Origin of the sequence: Pseudomonas halotolerans (genome assembly GCF_039581215.1) — a bacterium.
GTDB classification, from domain to species: Bacteria; Pseudomonadota; Gammaproteobacteria; order Pseudomonadales; family Pseudomonadaceae; genus Aquipseudomonas; species Aquipseudomonas tehranensis.
In genome coordinates this window covers 108,529-126,625 of record NZ_JBCNTJ010000003.1, presented here as the reverse complement: position 1 = coordinate 126,625, position 18,097 = coordinate 108,529, and the positions used below count along the sequence as shown (strand labels likewise).

Annotated in this window: 13 protein-coding genes; 5 read left to right on the top strand and 8 right to left on the bottom strand. The window is 62.1% G+C overall.

Annotated features, from left to right (window positions below; all coding sequences use genetic code 11):
* Window positions 1-235: 235 nt before the first annotated feature.
* Window positions 236-1,147, top strand: coding sequence for a GGDEF domain-containing protein (locus AAIS01_RS05350; protein ID WP_343468123.1), 912 nt, complete (start codon window positions 236-238; stop codon window positions 1,145-1,147).
* Window positions 1,148-1,156: 9 nt separating this feature from the next.
* On the top strand, window positions 1,157-2,194 hold the full coding sequence (locus AAIS01_RS05345) for an AraC family transcriptional regulator ligand-binding domain-containing protein (protein ID WP_343468122.1): 1,038 nt from the start codon (window positions 1,157-1,159) through the stop codon (window positions 2,192-2,194).
* Between the two features lie 48 nt (window positions 2,195-2,242).
* Here AAIS01_RS05345 and AAIS01_RS05340 read toward each other — a convergent pair whose 3' ends face one another.
* The 4 genes from AAIS01_RS05340 to AAIS01_RS05325 form a co-directional block, all read right to left on the bottom strand.
* Window positions 2,243-2,683, bottom strand: a complete 441-nt coding sequence (locus AAIS01_RS05340; protein ID WP_092397988.1) for a CBS domain-containing protein — start codon at window positions 2,681-2,683, stop codon at window positions 2,243-2,245.
* Window positions 2,684-2,912: 229 nt separating this feature from the next.
* On the bottom strand, window positions 2,913-3,299 hold the full coding sequence (nirD, locus tag AAIS01_RS05335) for a nitrite reductase small subunit NirD (RefSeq protein ID WP_343468121.1): 387 nt from the start codon (window positions 3,297-3,299) through the stop codon (window positions 2,913-2,915).
* A complete protein-coding gene (gene nirB, locus AAIS01_RS05330; protein WP_343468120.1) occupies window positions 3,299-5,860 on the bottom strand; it encodes a nitrite reductase large subunit NirB in 2,562 nt (853 codons plus the stop codon). The genes nirD and nirB overlap by 1 nt, the downstream gene beginning before the upstream one ends.
* Before the next feature lie 515 nt (window positions 5,861-6,375).
* Complete coding sequence (locus AAIS01_RS05325; RefSeq protein WP_343468119.1) at window positions 6,376-6,999, bottom strand: TetR/AcrR family transcriptional regulator; 624 nt, start codon at window positions 6,997-6,999, stop codon at window positions 6,376-6,378.
* Between the two features lie 86 nt (window positions 7,000-7,085).
* Between AAIS01_RS05325 and AAIS01_RS05320 the strand changes: the two genes are divergently transcribed.
* On the top strand, window positions 7,086-7,718 hold the full coding sequence (locus tag AAIS01_RS05320) for an NAD(P)H-dependent oxidoreductase (RefSeq protein ID WP_343468118.1): 633 nt from the start codon (window positions 7,086-7,088) through the stop codon (window positions 7,716-7,718).
* Window positions 7,719-7,724: 6 nt separating this feature from the next.
* Here AAIS01_RS05320 and AAIS01_RS05315 read toward each other — a convergent pair whose 3' ends face one another.
* Window positions 7,725-9,287, bottom strand: coding sequence for a L,D-transpeptidase family protein (locus AAIS01_RS05315; RefSeq protein ID WP_343468117.1), 1,563 nt, complete (start codon window positions 9,285-9,287; stop codon window positions 7,725-7,727).
* 180 nt (window positions 9,288-9,467) lie between these two features.
* Here AAIS01_RS05315 and AAIS01_RS05310 point away from each other — a divergent pair, with 180 nt between their 5' ends.
* Entirely contained in the window at window positions 9,468-10,130 is a 663-nt protein-coding gene (locus AAIS01_RS05310; RefSeq protein WP_343468358.1) for a murein L,D-transpeptidase catalytic domain family protein, read from the top strand.
* Between the two features lie 107 nt (window positions 10,131-10,237).
* Window positions 10,238-11,176, top strand: a complete 939-nt coding sequence (locus AAIS01_RS05305; protein WP_343468116.1) for a class I SAM-dependent methyltransferase — start codon at window positions 10,238-10,240, stop codon at window positions 11,174-11,176.
* A gap of 120 nt (window positions 11,177-11,296) precedes the next feature.
* Here AAIS01_RS05305 and AAIS01_RS05300 read toward each other — a convergent pair whose 3' ends face one another.
* From AAIS01_RS05300 to AAIS01_RS05290, 3 genes are all read right to left on the bottom strand, one after another.
* Entirely contained in the window at window positions 11,297-16,399 is a 5,103-nt protein-coding gene (locus AAIS01_RS05300; protein WP_343468115.1) for a dermonecrotic toxin domain-containing protein, read from the bottom strand.
* Between the two features lie 150 nt (window positions 16,400-16,549).
* Entirely contained in the window at window positions 16,550-17,152 is a 603-nt protein-coding gene (locus AAIS01_RS05295) for a LysE family translocator (RefSeq protein WP_343468114.1), read from the bottom strand.
* Window positions 17,153-17,205: 53 nt separating this feature from the next.
* Window positions 17,206-18,042 carry an AraC family transcriptional regulator gene (locus tag AAIS01_RS05290; protein ID WP_343468113.1) on the bottom strand — a complete coding sequence of 279 codons (837 nt, stop codon included), beginning with the start codon at window positions 18,040-18,042 and terminating at the stop codon, window positions 17,206-17,208.
* Window positions 18,043-18,097: the final 55 nt, after the last annotated feature.

The following is an 18,097-nucleotide window of genomic DNA, read 5'->3' as shown; positions in this document are numbered from 1 at the left end:
CCCCCTTCAAATTACCTGCCGCACCGCGATATCCGGTTATAGGGTAGCTTCGCAACCCTGCGGGGATAAATCCCCTCGCCACAAGGGGTATGCGGTGAGGTCGCGCTGATGCGAAAAAATCCCGACAACAGATGAGCTGATTCGACCTCCCCCGACGATTCACCCACCGTCACCGCACTGTCACATCCATCTGCTGTGCTGAGCCGCATTCCGCTTTTGGCAAAGGATTCCGGCCATGTTCTCCGTGCTGCGCCCGCACCGCCTCAAACTCGCCCTGCTTCTGCTGGCGGCCAACCTTGGGCTGATGCTGCACCTGGCCAACGGTGAGCTCAAACCGCTGAGTGAGTGGGTCTGGCTGGATATCCTCGGCGAAGGCGGCTCGGCCTTGCTGGCGCTGGTCTGGCTCGGCCTGGTGCTCAAGAGTCGCCCGGCCGGTCGGGTGACCAACTATCTGATATGGGGCCTGGGCTGCATCTTTTTTTCCTGGTGGATCGACAGCCTCGACGAGTTCATCCGCTTGCCCGACACCATCACCTGGGACCATTGGCTGGAGTCCGGGCCGATGCCGGTGGGCATGATTCTGCTGACCCTCGGCATCTATCACTGGCACCGGGAACAACTGGCAATCAATGGGCAGATGGAAAAGCGTGAACGGTTGTTCCGCGAGCACCGCCTGTTCGACAAACTCACGCCGCTGGGAGGCGCGGACTTTTTCAAGCATGAGCTGGCGAGCAGCCTGGAGGACAGCCGGCGCCGCCAGCAGCCTCTGTCCTTGCTGGCTCTGGATCTGGACAACTTCACGGCCATCAACCAGCGTTTCGGTCACGGCGAGGGCGATGCGGTGCTGCAAGCGGTCAGTCAATTGCTGGTGCTGAACCTGCGCCGTCAGGATCTGCTTTGCCGCCTGGCCGGTGATCGCTTTGTGGTGCTGTTGCCCGACACCGGCGAGCGCCAGGCCCGGCATCTGGCCACCGAGCTTGCCCACGCGGTTTGCAGCCTGGCCCACAAGACCCGGCAACACGGCGAGCGCTTGCAATTGGCGGCCAGTACTGCCGTGGTGATGGCATTCGACGAGTCGCCGGAGGCCTTGCTCAAACGCCTCAACCTGACGCTGGCGCGATCCCGTTCCACGTTGAAAAGCGCCTGAGGCCGGTTCATGACGCTCAAGACCTGCTGGTATGAAACCGACAGCCGCTTCATTCCGGGCCATTATCAGCCTGCGGCGCTGATCGATCTGGCCCTGTCGCGTGACATCGACAGCCACCGTCTGTTGCGGGGCACCGGGCTGTTTCACGACGATATCCTCGCCGGCCAGAGCCGCATCAGCCCGCAACAGTTTCTGGGCCTGATCGACAACAGCCGACGCCTGCTCGATGCCAGTGACAGCAGTTTTCTGTTCGGCCAGCGGCTGCTGCCAGGGCATTACGGACCGGCCAGTCATGCCTTGCGCCACGCGCAGAATCTGCACCAGGCCCTGGAGACCCTGATCGACCAACAAGCCCTGCTCAGCCCACTGGCCGCGCCGCGCCTGTTACTGGACGAGCACTACGCCTACGTCCATTGGCTGGACAGTTGCGGTGCCGCTGAACAATGGCGCTTCGTACTGGAAGCAAGCATGACGTCGATGGTTGCCATGAGTGCATGGCTGAGCGGCGAACGTCTGCCCTGGCAATGCAGCTTTCGCCATGAAGAGCCGCGTTACGTCGAACAGTACTGGGTGCACCTGGGTGAGCAGACGCAATTCAATCGTCCGCTGGACCTGATGCGCCTGCCTCGCCACTGTCTGGCTCAGCCCTGGCCCAACGTCTCGGCCACCGCCGGCCAGGTAGCACGGATCGAGTCCCGGGATCAGCTCGAGCAGTTGGGTTTCACCGCCAGCTTTCTGGACTGCGTCTACGACTACCTGCACAGCCATGTGCAGCAAACGCCCAGCCTGGAACAGACCGCCCAGGCTTTCGCCATGAGCCCGGCGACCCTCAAGCGCAAACTGCACAAACACCACACCGGGTTCCAGCAACAGGTGGACCGGGTGCACACCCATGTGGCGTTGTACCTGTATCAGGTCAAAGGGTTCAGCAATGAGGAAGTGGCGCAGTACCTGAGCTTCAATGACACGGCAAACTTTCGTCGCTCCTTCAAGCGCTGGACCGGCAGTACGCCGAATCTGATCCGGCAGTTGCTGATGTTGGGGTGAGGGAATTTAGCGAAACTTCGCACCTCCACAGATAAATTCCCTGTGGGCTCAGTGCCCGCGAATGTAGTGTTCCAACTGCCGGATCAAATCCGCCTGCTCGACAATCGCTTCTTTCACCAGATCGCCAATGGACAACAACCCCATTAACTGGCCGTTATCCAGCACGGGCAAGTGCCGCAGGTGGCTGTCGGTCATGACTTCCATGCACCGGTCGATGCTCTGCTGGCTATCAGCGGTGACCACGGGGGCACTCATGACGGTGCGTACCGACGTGCCCACCGAGGAGCGTCCCTGCAACACCATCTTGCGCGCGTAGTCGCGCTCGCTGAACACGCCAACCACCTGACCGTCTTCGATCACCGGCAACGCGCCGACGTTTTTCTCGGCCATGATCTGCAGCGCTTCAAGCACGGTCTGCTCCGGCGCGATGCTGTGAACCTGCTGGTGCTGCACACTCTTGAGTCTTACCAGTTGAGCGGCTGTTTTCATTGTTGATCCTCAACTTCTGTTAAAGGCAAGCCAACCAAACAAGAAGATCTGCGCTAGCCGCGATCCCTGTGGCGAGGGGATTTATCCCCGTTGGGCTGCTAAGCAGCCCCAAGAACAGCGCATCCGATCTATCAGTGATACCGAGTTGGCAGGTTTTAGGGCTGCTGCGCAGCCCAACGGGGATAAATCCCCTCGCCACAACAGCGGTGTTGCCGCGCTCAGGTGCGAATCAGTCTTCGCCAATCTCCACCACATCCCCATTCAAACGCACCGGCCACACCCGCAGACGCTGCTCCGGGTATTCCAGGCAATGGCCGTCTTCCAGGCGGAAATGCTGTTTGTACAAGGGCGATGCGATCACCAGTTCACCCTTGATGCTGCCCAACAGCCCACGACCGATCACGTTCGCCCCGGACTTGGGGTCGCGGTTGTCGATGGCGTACAACGGCTTGTCCTGTTGTTCGGGCAGGTACAACAGCGCCACCTGGCTGCCGTCGTGCCAGGCGACCACGCCGGAGTTAGGCACCAGATCCTCACGGCTACACAGGGCACGCCATTGCATGGGGCGTTGGGCCGCGTCGCGGGTGGGGATACGAACAACGTTTGGCTGGCTCATCAGAGCACCTCCTCGGTAAGGGGAATCAGGTGGAGTTCGTGGGCGTGCACCGGCCGACGCTGGCCGCGCTCCCTGACGAAATGAACATCTGGATCGCCACGACCGTCGTTGACGAAGGTGCGGAAGCGCTTGAGCTTGTCCGGGTCTTTGAGGGCGTTGGCCCATTCGCATTCATAACGGTCGACCACCAGTTGCATCTGGGCTTCGAGTTCGGCCCCCAGGCCCAGGCTGTCGTCGATGATCACGTCCTTGAGGTAGTCCAGGCCACCTTCCAGGCTTTCGCGCCAGACCGACGTACGCTGCAACTTGTCGGCGGTGCGGATGTAGAACATCAGGAAGCGGTCGATGTAGCGAATCAGGGTCGCGTCATCCAGGTCGGTGGCGAACAGCTCGGCGTGACGTGGGCGCATGCCGCCGTTACCGGCCACGTAGAGGTTCCAGCCCTTCTCGGTGGCGATCACGCCGACGTCCTTGCTCTGGGCCTCGGCGCACTCGCGGGTGCAGCCGGACACCGCGAACTTGAGCTTGTGGGGCGAACGCAAACCCTTGTAGCGATCTTCAATGGTCAGGGCCATTTGCACGCTGTCCTGCACGCCGTAACGGCACCAAGTGCTGCCCACGCAGGACTTCACCGTACGGGTCGACTTGCCGTAGGCGTGCCCGGTTTCGAAACCCGCTTCGATCAGTTCGGCCCAGATATCCGGCAACTGGTGCAACTGGGCGCCGAACAGGTCGATGCGCTGGCCGCCGGTGATCTTGGTGTAAAGGTCGTATTTTTTGGCGACCACGCCGATGGCGATCAGCTTGTCGGCGGTGATTTCGCCCCCGGCGATGCGTGGCACCACCGAATAGGTGCCGTTTTTCTGCATGTTCGCCATGAAGGTATCGTTGGTGTCCTGCAACGGCACCAGGGACGGGTCCATGATCGGCTGGTTCCAGCACGACGCCAGGATCGAGCCCACCGCCGGCTTGCATAAGTCGCAACCGGTGTGCCCGCGTCCGTGCTTGGCCAGCAGCTCGTCGAAGCTGATGATGCCTTCAACCCGCACCAAGGCATAAAGCTCCTGACGGGTGTAGGCGAAGTGTTCGCACAGGCTCTTGTCGACGCTGACGCCGCGAGCGATCAGTTCGTGCTCGAACACCTGCTTGACCAAGGCGGCGCAACCACCGCAACCGGTGCCGGCCTTGGTATCGCATTTCAGTTGCCCAAGGTCGGTGCAGCCGCTGTCGATGGCCGAACAGATCGAGCCTTTGGTGACGTTGTGGCACGAGCAAATGGTCGCCGCCGCGGGCAGCGCTGCCGGGCCCAAGGTGGGTGCGCCTTCGGAACTCGGCAGGATCAGGCTGGAAGCCTCCTTGGGCAAGGCGATGCCGTTCTGCATGTATTGCAGCAGGGTGTCGTAGTAGCTGTTGTCGCCCACCAGCACCGCGCCGATCACCCGTTTGCCGTCGGCATCCACCACCAGTCGCCGGTAGCTGGCGCTGGTTTGATCGATGAACTGGAAGCTGCGTGAACCCGGTGTATGGCCGTGGGCGTCGCCGATGGAACCCACGTCCACCCCCAGCAACTTGAGCTTGGTGGACATATCCGCGCCAGTGAACGGTTCGGCGCTTTCACCGCATAGGCAAGCCGCGACGTTGCGAGCCATCTGGTAACCCGGTGCGACCAGGCCGAAGATGCTGCCGTTCCAGGCTGCGCATTCGCCGATGGCGTAGATGTCCGGGTCACTGCTCAGGCAATGGTCATCGATCACCACGCCACCGCGCGGGCCGATCTGCAGATCGCACTGGCGAGCGAGGGCATCCTGGGCGCGGATGCCGGCAGAAAACACAACCAGATCGGTTTCCAGAAAGTCGTCATCGCCGAAATTCATCCGATAACGGTACTGCTCACCAGCGCTGATGGACTGCGTGCCCTTGGACAGATGCACGCCGACGCCTAGCATCTCGATGCGCGCCTTGAGGGCCAGGCCGCCCTGCTCGTCCAGTTGCACCGGCATTAATCTCGGCGCGAATTCCACCACATGGGCTTCCAGGCCCAGAGTCTTGAGGGCATTGGCCGCTTCCAGGCCCAGCAAGCCGCCACCGACCACCACACCCCGACGGGCGTTGCTTGCGGCGGCACGAATGGCGTCCAGGTCTTGCAGGGTGCGATAGACCAGGCAGGAATCGCCTTCGGCGCCCTGGATCGGTGGCACGAACGGGTAAGAGCCGGTAGCGAGCACCAGTTTGTCGTAGCTGATGCGAGCCTGGGCGGTGATCACCTGGCGCGCCCGGCGATCAATGTCCAGCACCGGCACGCCCAGGTGCAGCGTGACGCCGGGAGTCTGGTACAACGAGGCTTGCCCAAGCGCCAGGGACTCGGCGTCACGACCAGAGAAATACTCCGACAGATGCACGCGATCATAGGCGCGCATCGGTTCTTCACTGAACACATGCAGGTGGTAATGATTGAGGGCACCGCGCTCGATCAGTTGCTCGACGCAGTGATGGCCGACCATGCCATTGCCGATCACGATCAGTGTTTGCAGCTTGTTCAGGGAAGCGACGTTGGAATTCATAAAAAGCACCCGACAAAAGCCCATCACGGTTTTGGAAGCAAAAAAAAGACGCCTGAAACCTTGCGGTTCCAGGCGTCTTTGCCTGTTCTGTGCGGTATCGATCCGGCGACTGCGCCCCGATCTACCGTTATCCCCGGCCTGCTGGCTCTCGATCTTCGTTGACCGACGGGGTTGCCCACTTGAGTGTATTTACAGTGGGCCTGAACAGCCTCTTGCAGCGAGCGTGCCAAGCCGTTGTCTGTCCTTTTGAATTCATAGATCCCACGCTGCTTGCAGCCCTCGAAAAGCCCTGTGGGAGCGGGCTTGCCCGCGAAAGAACCCGCCCGGCCACCTTAAGCAAGCAGGCGCCCGTCAGACGCTTTCCATGCGCCGACAATTGCCTTGCCATGGTGCGATCCGCCGCCTGCGGCTTCATAAAAGTGCAGTGACTGGGCCTTTCTCATCGCGAGCAAGCTCGCTCCCACAGGGTGTTTGAGTACCATTGTGGGAGCGAGCCTGCTCGCGATGAGGGAGGTTCAATTTGTGGAGATGCGAGCGGTTCTATCGACCATCGCAACGATGCTCACAAGAAGCTCCTCCTTCGCCTCGCTAGCGCTGATTTCACCGGTAGCTGCTGCATTGGACAATGCCTCCGCCGCCCCCAGCATCGCCCGCAAGCCGGCCTGGGTGATTCCCCTCGTGCCGGCGAACGGCTGCAGGACAGCCCGGCACTTCTTCAGGAAAATCATCTCGTACTCCCGCTTGATCAGCTCCAATTCCGGTGAACTGGTCAACGCCGCAATGACCCCTGGAATCTCGCGGCCTTGCAACAACACGCATTCCACGTACGAAGAGGCAATCACCGCAGCCCGACTGGGCAATGTCGGTTCGCTCGCATCCAGAGCGGCGTCCATTAGCGCTGTCTGGCGAGCATCGAAATCCTGATACAACGCAGCCAGCAACCCGGATCGACTGACGAAGTGGTCATACACGATGGGTTTGGTCACGCCTGCCTGCTCCGCGAGCCGGGCCAGCGTCAGTGCTTCACTGCCCTCCTCCCGGATAAGACGCCAGGCGACATCCAGCAGTTGCCGTTGCCGGTGATCTCGCGAAAGGCGTCGACGAGGCGCAGCAGGTGAATTTTCAGGGGTGCTTGACATGCTTACTTTACCAACCGTAACTTACTAAAGGTAACTTAACTAAGCATACCCGCTTAATGCCTGCGGGTGCCATCAGGAGATTTGCCATGCATGCACTGATCGTTGTCGCTCATCACGACCCTCATTCCCTTACCCACAATCTGGCGAAAAAGATCGCTGAGGGCCTTACCCTGGCCAATCCCGCCGATACCTTCGAGATCGCCGACCTGGCCGCCGAAGGCTTCGATCCTCGGTTCAGTTTCGCCGACCATGCGGTCCACCACCGCGAGGCCTCACCACCGGCCGATGTACTGGCCGAACAAGCTAGAATCGACCGCGCCGATGCCCTGGTGCTGGTGTACCCCATCTATTGGTGGTCAATGCCAGCCTTGCTCAAGGGCTGGATCGACCGGGTGTTTTCCAACGGCTGGGCGTTCGACTTCAGTCTCGATAAACCTTTCATAAAAAAATTGCAGCGTTTGCAGGTGCATCTGGTGGCCGTGGGCGGGGCTGATGAGGGTACGTTCCAGCGCCACGGTTATGGCCAGGCGATGACCGCGCAAATCGACCATGGCATCTTTGATTATTGCGGCGCCCGGGTGGTCAGTTCCAAGCGCTTGCTCGAATCAGAAACCCTCGAACCGGCACTTCACCTGGACGCGGCCTATGCCATGGGCCAGCGGTTGTTCCAGGTTCGCGACGAGACTGCACAGGTTCAAGCCAGCACCGAGTGCGCCTGACCGCCATCAGAGCACGCGGCCCCTGGCCGCGGAGAGGACCTGATCACGCTTGTAAATATCCGGGATGTACACGGCCTGCCCCTGGCTGTCGGCTTGCACTGTCCAATAGCCCAACATAATCGACACCGGCTTGGCCAGCCTGAACTCATGGGTCAGCCCGCTGGCCAGCAGCGTGTCGGTGCGCAGACGTTCAGCCGGGTTTACCAACCAGTCGCGCAACTGCATGGCCTGTTCGACTCGCACACACCCTGAGCTGAATGCTCGCGGCTCCTTGCTGAACAGGGACTGGCTGGGGGTGTCATGCAGGTACACGGAAAACGGGTTGGGGAAGCGGATCGCCATTTTGCCCAGTGGATTCTTCGGACCGGGGTCCTGGCGCAGCATGAGACCGCCGGGATGGTCCCAATCGATGTCCTGGGCCAGTAACGGCAAGCCGTCGCGATCGATCACCCGCAGGTTATGTCGACTCAAGAACTCGGGGTCGCGACGAATCTCAGGCAGTTTGTCTTCGCGCATGATGGTCGGGGGGATGGTCCAGGTCGGGTTGAGGGTCAGTCGTGTCACCCGGGACTTGAGCAGTGGCGTTTCCCGGTCCGCGCGGCCCACTTGGGTGCGGGTTTGCCAGACCGGTGCGCCGTCCTGATAGACCGTCAACCGTGCCGCCGCCACATTGACCAGTACGCTGTCCGCCTCCAGGTCCCGGGCCAGCCAACGCATGCGTTCCAGGTTGACGCGCAACTGCTCGCGCCGCATGAACGGGCTGATGTTCAGCTCCGTCACCGTCCAGGGCCCCACCACCCCATCGGCCTGCAGCGAATGGTGAAGCTGGAAGCTTTTCATCGCCGCCACCAGGTCGGGATTGTAGTGATCGTCGATGATCACGGGGGGTGCGCTGAAATAGCCTTCGCTGAACAATCGCTGGGCCAGGGCCGGCACGCGGGCGTCCCGCTTGTCCGGGTGCAACAACGGGCCGCCGGGCACCGGTTGCCATTCGGGCAAGGGCAGTTGCCGTTGCCGGGCGTAAAGTTCACGCAAGTTGCGATACAGCGCCAGGCGCGGTCGGGCCTGTTCAAAAGCGTCATTCAGGTCCTGCAGCCCCACCCCGGCGATGGCCAACACGGCGGCCTGGCGATCCTGCGGCAGCGGGTCGGCCTTCCACTCCGGCTCCAGGCGCTCCTGAGGCAGGTAGCCGAAACGCAGCTCATACAGCGCTTGCAAGTAGCGCTGGCTGATGGCGATGTCTACACAATGGGCGTGTTGGGCGGTTTCTTCTGCGGGCAAGCTGTAGCGTGCCGGGTCCAGTCCATCATCGGCCAGTTGCTGCAACTGTGCCTGCAACGCCATCCGCCGCCCATCGTCCGACCAGACGTCCTGGCCTGCGTTTTGCTCGTAGAACGCCTGCAAACTCATCATCGTCGGAAAGTCGACGCCTGCGGCCAGCTCGGGACAGTTGACCGACAGCTGGGCCAAGGTGGTTTGCACCAGTGCCGGATCGCTTGGCTCGGCTGTAGCGACCAATGGCGCAGTGAGCAATAAAAGGCTCAGGTAACATGCGGACTTTTTGAACAACTGCTTTACTCCAATCCATGGCCGTCCCGTTGACGGTCAACTTTGCGACAGGTACGACCCGCCATCATGCAAACACACCAAATCGGACGGGATGCCGCAAACGAACACCACCGTGGGAATTTTCCATCTTCAGCCAGCCTCTTGCGCCGACTCTGCCTGGTCATCACCGGCCTTGCCGTAATGTGCAGTCCGGCACTGGCCGATAAAGGAAATGCTCAACCGCTTTACAACAGCCTCACCCACGCGGCGCCGGAACTCAATCCCCAGGCGCTCAAAAGTGCCTTGAGCGCCATGCAATGTGCTGTCGCCAACGGCGCTCGCCCAGCCCGGCACCTGGCGGTCATCGACTACTCGCAACCCTCCACGGCCCGGCGCCTGTGGATCTTCGACCTGCGCCAGAAGAGGCTGGTATTGCGCGATCTGGTGGCCCATGGGCAGAAATCCGGGGAAAACTTCGCCACACAGTTCTCCAATCGTCTGGGCAGTTTCCAGTCGAGCCTGGGGCTGTTTCGCACCCAGGAAAGTTATCAGGGCGCCCATGGATACTCATTGCGCATGGATGGTTTGGAGCCGGGCTTCAATGACCTGGCCCGCGATCGCGCGATCGTGATCCACGCCGCCGATTATGTGAACCCGCTGTGGAGCGTGCGTCAGGGGCGCATCGGCCGCAGCCTGGGCTGCCCAGCCGTCCGCCCGCAGGTGGCGCGCAAGGTGATCGACAAACTTAAAGACGGGCAATTCATGTTTTCCTGGTACCCGGACCCGAGCTGGCTCAAGCGTTCGGCCTACCTCAACTGCCAGCCGCAGCAGGTTGCCAGCATTTTGGCTACTAGCGGAGGTTGATGCGCCTGCTTCGCAGCCGAGCGCGAGCAAGCTCCCTCGCCACTGGGATTGCGTCGGGTTCTCCTGTGGTTAAAATGCCGGCCTTTCGAATCCCTGGCGTTGCCTGAATGAATTGCGTAGCCCTTCAAACCCTTCACGACCATTTGCTGGTAGCCCTGGAATCGGTGCCAGAAGAAACCCGTCGTCTGTTCCATGGCCGCGGGCGCTGCTGGCCGGGCCTGGAGCAGGTCACTGTCGACTGGTTGCAAGGGGTGGTGCTGGTCTCGTTGTTCAAGGAACCGGAGCCCGCGCACCTGGACGGGTTGATCGCCACGCTGCTGGCGCTGACAACCTCGCCGGCCTGGCAGCACAGCAAGGCCCACACACTCGCCATCCAACACCGCTATCTGCCACAGAGCCTGACCCAATGGCTGGTGGGCGAGCCGATCGACGAATGGACCCTGACCGAAGACGGCCTGCATTACCGGATCGACCTGGGCAAGAAGCAGAACAACGGCCTGTTCCTCGACATGCGTTATGGCCGCGAATGGGTTCGGGCCAATGCCAGCGGCAAGCGGGTGCTGAACCTGTTCGCCTACACCTGCGGCTTCTCAGTGGCGGCCATCGCCGGCGGCGCGCAGCATGTGGTCAATCTGGACATGTCCCGTGCGGCCCTGAGCCGCGGCCGCGACAACCATCGCCTGAACGGCCACGACCTCAGCCTGGTGAGTTTCCTCGGTCACGATCTGTTCAAGTCCTGGGGCAAGGTGATCAACAGTGGCCCGTACGACCTGGTGATCATCGATCCGCCCACCTTCCAGAAAGGCAGCTTCCTGTTGACCAAGGACTATCAGCGGGTATTGCGCCGTCTGCCGGAACTGCTGGCCCCCCACGGTACGGTGTTGGCGTGCAGCAACGACCCGGCCACCGGCCCGGATTTCCTCATCGACGGTGTTACCCGCGAAGCGCCCGGGCTGGCCTTCAAAGCGCGTCTGGACAATCCGCCGGAGTTTCCGGACGTCGACCCGGAGTGTGGCCTGAAGGCCCTGGTCTTCACGACCCTGTAGCCCAACCTGACAAGGCCAGCGAACCCGCGGCAAGCGAGCTTGCGCCCGCCAGGCAGCGATCTTTCCCCAGGCACTTGACTCTCAAGCGAAAGACCAAAAGATCGCAGCCTTTGAAAGCGCCTACGACACCGGCCACCAAGCGTTGACCAGGCCCGTGGTGATCCGCCGCACCAGCGCCTCGACCTCCCGGCTCTTGACCGAGCGATAGATCGCCATGGTCCGCCGCAGTTGGTCCTCGGTAAGCATCACCGGCTGGCCTGCGGCCCAATCCACATCCGCCACGGCCTCAAGCCCCACGCGGCGCCAGACGATCCGGTCACCTTGGGTGACGGACTCCAACGGGCTGGGCAGGTTGGTGTCCGGCTGCGTCAGGTTGTCCAACATTACTTGCGGCCAACGGGACGGATTCACCGGCTCGCTGAAGGCGTCCACCAGATCGTCATCCAGCGTTTCCCAGAAGGCCAACCCTTCGGACCAGTCGCGGGACATCAACCCCAGGTAGGGTCGCCAGGTCATTTCTCCCACACGTGGGGTTTGGTCATTGCTGTTGAAGGTGTCCTGGGCATCGCTGAGCCAGTCGATGAATGCCTCACGGGTCAGGTGCGCCTGGCGCTGCGCGAGGTCGGGGAAACGCTCCATCAGGGCATGGTTCCAATAGGCGTAATGCTGGGCCAGGAACGTTGCAAAAGGCACGCCTTGTCGAGCGAGGCGCGCGCGCATCACCGATTCGAACAGGTTGAAATGCATCTCCAGTTCAGCAAGGTCTGGCGCCAGCCGGTCCAGGATACGGGCTTGCAGGCGCGTGCGCAGTTCTTGCAGTTGCCGGTCGAAATCGCCAATTAGCAGCGGGAGCGGGTCGTGAGCGTTCTGGTAGCCGATGTAGTGCTGCAAGACGGCGGCCGCCCTCTGGCGATCAGCGAAAGACAACCCGGTAGGCGTCTGGGCCTCGGTGTTACGAATGCCGGTAGAGAACCAGTCGATGAAACGTCGCATCCCGGGGTCGTCGCGGGCCACTTCCAGCGCTCTCTGGAGAAGCGGGGAAATGTAGAGCCAGTCATCGGCGGTGTACTGGAAAGACTCGGGAAATATGGCGCGAAGGGCCTGGATCTGCGCACTGGGTAATGGATTGTCGTCGAGCCATACGCCCAGTGAATCCCGATCTGGCAGAAGGTTGAGCGAAGGCAGCAAGTCATCCTGGATATTGGTGATGCGGTTGTCTCGAAGATCGATGAGGAATACATCGGACGTATGCCTGGCGAGCACCGACAATGCCAGCGCGGGTACCCGATCGAGCCCGGTCCCGACCAGTTCCAGCTCGTACAGGTTCGTAAGCTCAGGCAGGTCAGGCAGGTCCCTGCAGTTGTTTTCGCTCAGTCGCAGGTCCTCCAAACGCGTCGCGGTACGCAGAAACGCACTGCCCTCCTCATCCAGGCGCAGACCACAGCGAGACAGGTCCAGCGCTCGCAAATCCGGTAGCCGAGTCAGCGCCTGCAACTGCTCAGGCGTGAAATGCAGGTTGTTGGTCCATACCACTTCCCGCAGTTGCGGCAGCGCGGCCAGGCCGTCAATGGCCGCGATCACCTGCGCACTGGTTCCCGTCTCCGGGCCGCTGCTGATCCCTGACAGGCCCAGGGTCCATATACGGCTAGGGGGTTCAACACCGGTCAATGGCGTGAAGGCATTCGCGTTCAGGTGGAGTGGATTACTGTCCATTGACAGTTCGTGTAGAAAACGTAACTCGCCTACCGCCACCGGGATCGCGGTGAGCTGATTGCCCGACAGGTGCAACGTATCGATGTTGGGGAACAGCCTCAGGAAGTCCGACGGGTCCTCGCTAAGGCCCAGATGGCTTAGCACCAGCGAGCGAATATGCTCGAAACGCGCGCTGATGGGTGGTAACCGACCGACGTCGAAAGACCCCAAGCGCAATGCCAACTCGCTGCCCTCGCGCCCCGGATCAGGTGCGCGTTGCCAGGCACGACGGAGCTCCCTGGCGATGGCATTGCGTTGCCCCAACAGGGTCTCACGGTCGTGCTGCTGTTCGTTGGGGTGGTGGAAACCCTCATGGTCCACCCACTGGCGCAGCCCATCGTCCAAGGTGGTCCATTCGCTTTCCAACTGGCTGACCAACGCGCCCAGGCTGATGCCTTGGCGCTCGGCTTGCTCCGTCAGGCTTGCCTGTAGCTGTGCAAGCTGCTCCCCCCCATGGCTGGGATAGAGTCGCTCAAGGCGCTGCTCCAGGCTGCCGCGCCAGACGTGCAGCGGCAGCCTGCCACGGCCACTGAGGGGGTATGCCAAACGCCCGTTCAACCATTGCGGCCGAGATCCTACGCTGCCCAAACGCCTCATCGACAGATGGGGGCGCAGGCCTTGCCGATCATCCAGGGCCAGTGCAAGCAAATGGGTCCGAAGCTTATCCGCCTCCCAGATATTCAAGCCCAGCGCCTGGCGCGCGTCGTCCGACAATGCCCTCAACAGCGCGTCCTCCAGGCTCATGGCCCCTGCCAGTTCTTCGCCGGTTTCGTCAAAGGGGCGGTACCTTTCGCCTTCCTGGCGAATGGTTTTCAACGGGCCCTCCTTCCCCACCTTTATCGGGTCGTTCAGCTCGCGCAGCCAAAGACGCAGATGCACATGGCCTTGCAACCGGGGCACATTGCCTAGCAGGCCGATGACGATGCGGTCGCGATCCACGGAGCTTTCGCCCCGCGCCAAGGCGCGTAGGGCACGGGTCAGACGCAGTTCGCGCAAGGCTTCGGCACACTGCTTGCCCAGATTCTCTGTCACCTTGCCCTCGAGCAAGCGCAACCGATCATGACCTGACACCTCGTGGACCAGCTCGTTGGCAATGGATTCGGGCAGGTTCGGGAACGTCCGGATCACCGCAACGGCCAAAGGATCACGCCCGACGTGACGGGCCATGGCCGCGTTCACCCGTGTGGCGTTGCGCTCCAGGCATTCGGCCCAGCGTCCGGCCAACAAGCGACTGCGCTCCAGCGGGCGCAGGCCGAAACTGCGTTGCCCGAGCAGCACATTCTGCTCCTCCATGCTCAGGCTTCCCAGGATGCGGGCGGCCCAGGCGTCGTGCTCCAGATCCGCCTTGCTCAACAACAGGTAGCGTGTGTCGACGATGTCACCCACCGGGTAGAGCCTCACGCCATCGTGGTAGCGCAACGTCAAGCCTTCGGGCCATCCCGGCAGATCGACGAGGGTCTGGACAATGCGAAAATGCGAGCCCCCCGGTGCTTCGCCACGGCGCAGGCGTTCGAGGGTGTCCCGCACCCATTGCCAGTTACGCGCCTCATCCAAGGCATCGGCCAATATCGCCGGCATCGGCCGTCCCTCGACTTGCAGGTAGCGCAAATGCGCCTCGCTGATGCCGACCTGCCGCTGCACGGCCAGGAGTGCCGCGTCATCCAGATCGGCGGGGGTTTCGGCAAAAGCACGCAACAACGCCAGGTTATCGCGCTGCAACGGGTTGCGATGGGCCCACTGCCAGCCGCGCGCGCGGCTCCATTCCAGCGGCGGCGACACACCTCGGTGCCCAGCCGGCAGATGCAGGTTCAAGGTGTCCTCCGCGCCCTGAACTTCGAAGTAACGACCCTCGATACGCACCCACGCCTCGTCATTCGTGCGCCAGACTCCCCAGGCGTCCTGCTCGGCCTCCGCGGGGGGCAAGCGTTGCGCTTCGAAGGCTCTGACATCGCCATTCCACAGGCGCATGGTGCCGTCACGTACCGGCATGGGTTCAACGGTTCCACCGACGAACCCCAGGTAGGCACCTTGAACGACCCCGAACAATACGTTGAAGATATGCTCGATGCCTTCTTGTGCGTGACCTTCGTTGAACGCCTGGATGCCCTCGAAGATTTCGTACACCAAGCGCACGCCACCAACCGCCGCAGCGGTCATGCCGATGGGCGCGCAAAACGGGAAGAAAGTCGCGGCAACCATCAGCGAACGCTCGACAATCTTTTCCCAGTAGTCGAGACGAGCCAGCAGTGCCCGCCAGTCCAGGTCCTTGGTCGGAACCATCAGCGCCGAGGCATTGGCCAGGGCATGGCCCCGCCATTGGTGGTAGCAGGCGTGCCAAGGGTCCTCGCGCAGGTCTTTCAGTTCCCAGGCGACCTTGGGCGTGGGTATCCGGATGTACCGGTGATTGTCATCCTCGCCCCGCTCGCCCTCGCGCCAACCGCTGATGCGTGCATAAATTTCCTGGAAGAGATTGAGGTTGTCGGTCACCTTCCACTCCACTTGATCGTGCAGTGCCGTGCCCAGGCTGGCCTGCAGACGCAACGGGAGGTAATGCATCAGGCCTTGGCGATAGCGGCGTTTGCGCACCCGTTCGGTGAGCTCCGCCGACAGTGCCTGCAAGCTTTTGAACTGCTTGAGCGGCGCCTCGGTGTCATGGGGCATGTGCAAGACGATCGGGCGAACACCCTGGGCATCGCCCTTAAGTCCCCAGTACACCCGGACGCCGAACAAGGGCGCCGACAGCAACTCCAGCACCTTGGTCTCGCAGGCCAGGGGGGTGACGGGCCGGTCTTCGAGCTGAACGCCCACATGGGCCAGCAACCGCTCACCGGTTTCATCCAGGCGCCCATCCAGCTTGGCTTCGTAGGCGTCATAGGCCAGCTGGCTGCGTGCGTACGCCATGTAGGCCTTTGCAATCGCAGGCACCTCATCGGCAATACGAGGCATCTTCTGTTCGAGCAACTGTCGGTAGGCTCCGCCCACATCCATGCGGCGACAGAGGCTGGCGAAACTGGCCGGGGTCATGGCCAGTGTCACCCTGTCAGACGGGGTGTCTCCCAGGGAGAACTCCCCTCGCCGACCCTGGATGAACAGTTCGCCCCTCTTATCGAAATCGCTGCCGACGACCGCGTCGGCGGGAGGGTAATTGCGCATGGCGGCCTCGACCACCGACAGCGAGGGGTCGGTGACGAAGGAACTTTGCCTGACTCTGGCCCGGCGTACCGCGTCCGCCACGGTACCCGCGCCAATCACCCGGCTCCAATCCTGTACTTGTGGCTGGGTCTTGAGCCGATCGAAGGTGAACGCATAGGGCCCCGGCAAGTCGCTGAGCAGTGCATTGAGCGCATCACTGTCGCGTTGCAATTGCCGGGTAAGCACTTTGAAACGCGCCTGCCGGGCCCGTGTGGTTCGCTTCAACCAGGCGGGCAACCTGGCACGGATAAAATCGATATGGGTATCTTGAGTGGACATCATGGACCTCCTTCCTTGGGGTCGATTGTTCGTTCCAGCGCTAAAGCACCTTGAGTTCTGGCGTGGCCGATGCTCTCCAAATCAACTTTGTTTTGATACCGTCCAACCGTTGCAAGTAATTACGATGCCCCGGGAGCAGGTGAATCGCTGCTACATCACCAACGTCAACCACGCCGACACCAGCAGCATCACCGCCATGACCCGGTTGAACCGCCCCATCGCCACGGCGGACCGGCAGAACCGCGCGGCGCCGCGGCCCAGGTAGGCCCAGACAGTCATGCACGGGATCGAAATGGCGAAGAACACCAGGGACAGCCAGAGCACCCGCACGGTACGGTCGGCCTCGGCCCCCGCAAAGACGCTGACCACCGCCAACGCCATCATCCAGGTTTTCGGGTTCACCAATTGCAACCCGGCCGCCCCCGCCAGCCCCAGGCGCGGGCCTTCGGCCGGGCGGTCCGGGTCGATGGCCTGGGCCGGTGCGCTGAAAATCTGCCAGGCCATCCAACTCAGCCAGGCGATGCCCGCCCATGAGAGCAGCGTTTGAAGCGTGGCATGACGCGCCAGCACATCCCCCAACCCGGTGCCGACCAGGAGCACCAGCAAGGCCGCTGCCGCACAGGCGCCGAGGATGATCGGCACGGTGGTGGCCAGGCCGAAGCGCGAGCTATGGCTCAGCACCAGGATATTGGTCGGGCCTGGGGTGATGGAGGCGAAAAACGCGAACAAGGCAAACGGCAGTAACTGGTCCATGGAGTGACTTCTCGGTAAGGATCGATCGCTTGATCATCCCCGCGAAGCCAGGGTCAGTCTGGAACAATTGAGCAACGCTTGCGGTAGTCTGCCGGGCTCAGGCGATAGGCACGCTGGAACCAGCGGCCCAAGTGGCTCTGGTCGGCAAAACCGAGCATGGTCGCCACCGCCACGGCGCTCTCGCCACAGGCCAGCAAGCGCCGGGCCCGGGCCAGGCGCAACTGGATCAGATAGGCATGGGGGGCAAGACCGAACGCGGCCTTGAACGCACGGGTCAGGCGAAAACGATCCACCCCGGTAATCCGCGCCAGATCGTCCAGCCCGATATCGTCACTCAGATGACTGTGCAGGTAATCACGGGCCTGTTGCGCCACCAAGGGCAGGCGCGGATCGGGGTTGATCCGCGCACGCCAGTGCAGGTGTTGAGTCAGGTTGGCCAAGAGGGTATCGAGGGCCGTCTGGCGCACGATGCGGATCTCCTGCTGGTGCAGGCTCTGGAACGCCATCGCCGTGGCGCTCGCCAGTCGCGCATCGTCGGCCAGGGTGGCGGCAAAGCCCAACTGTGCATTATCCGGAGCCACGTCGAACAACGACCGCAATTCGCGCTCCAGCCACTGGGGCTCCAGGTACAACGTGCGGTAGGTGAAACCGCTGGCGTGGGGCGCGTTGCCGTCATGCAACTCGCCGGGCTCCAGCAGAAACACCTTGCCCGGCGTGCTGTTGTGCTGCTGGCGGCGACAATGAAACTGCTGCACGCCCTGCTCGGTCACGCCCACCAGATAGGCGTCGTGCCAATGGGGGTCATAGGCATGCCCCTCGAAGTGCGCGCGCACGGTCTCGATGCCGGACGTGGCGTCCTGCTTGAGATCGATCCAGTTGCGCGGCGTCATGGGCGGTCCCGTTTTTGTGTATCTGCCCGAGCAGGTTAACCGCTGGCGCCAGAGG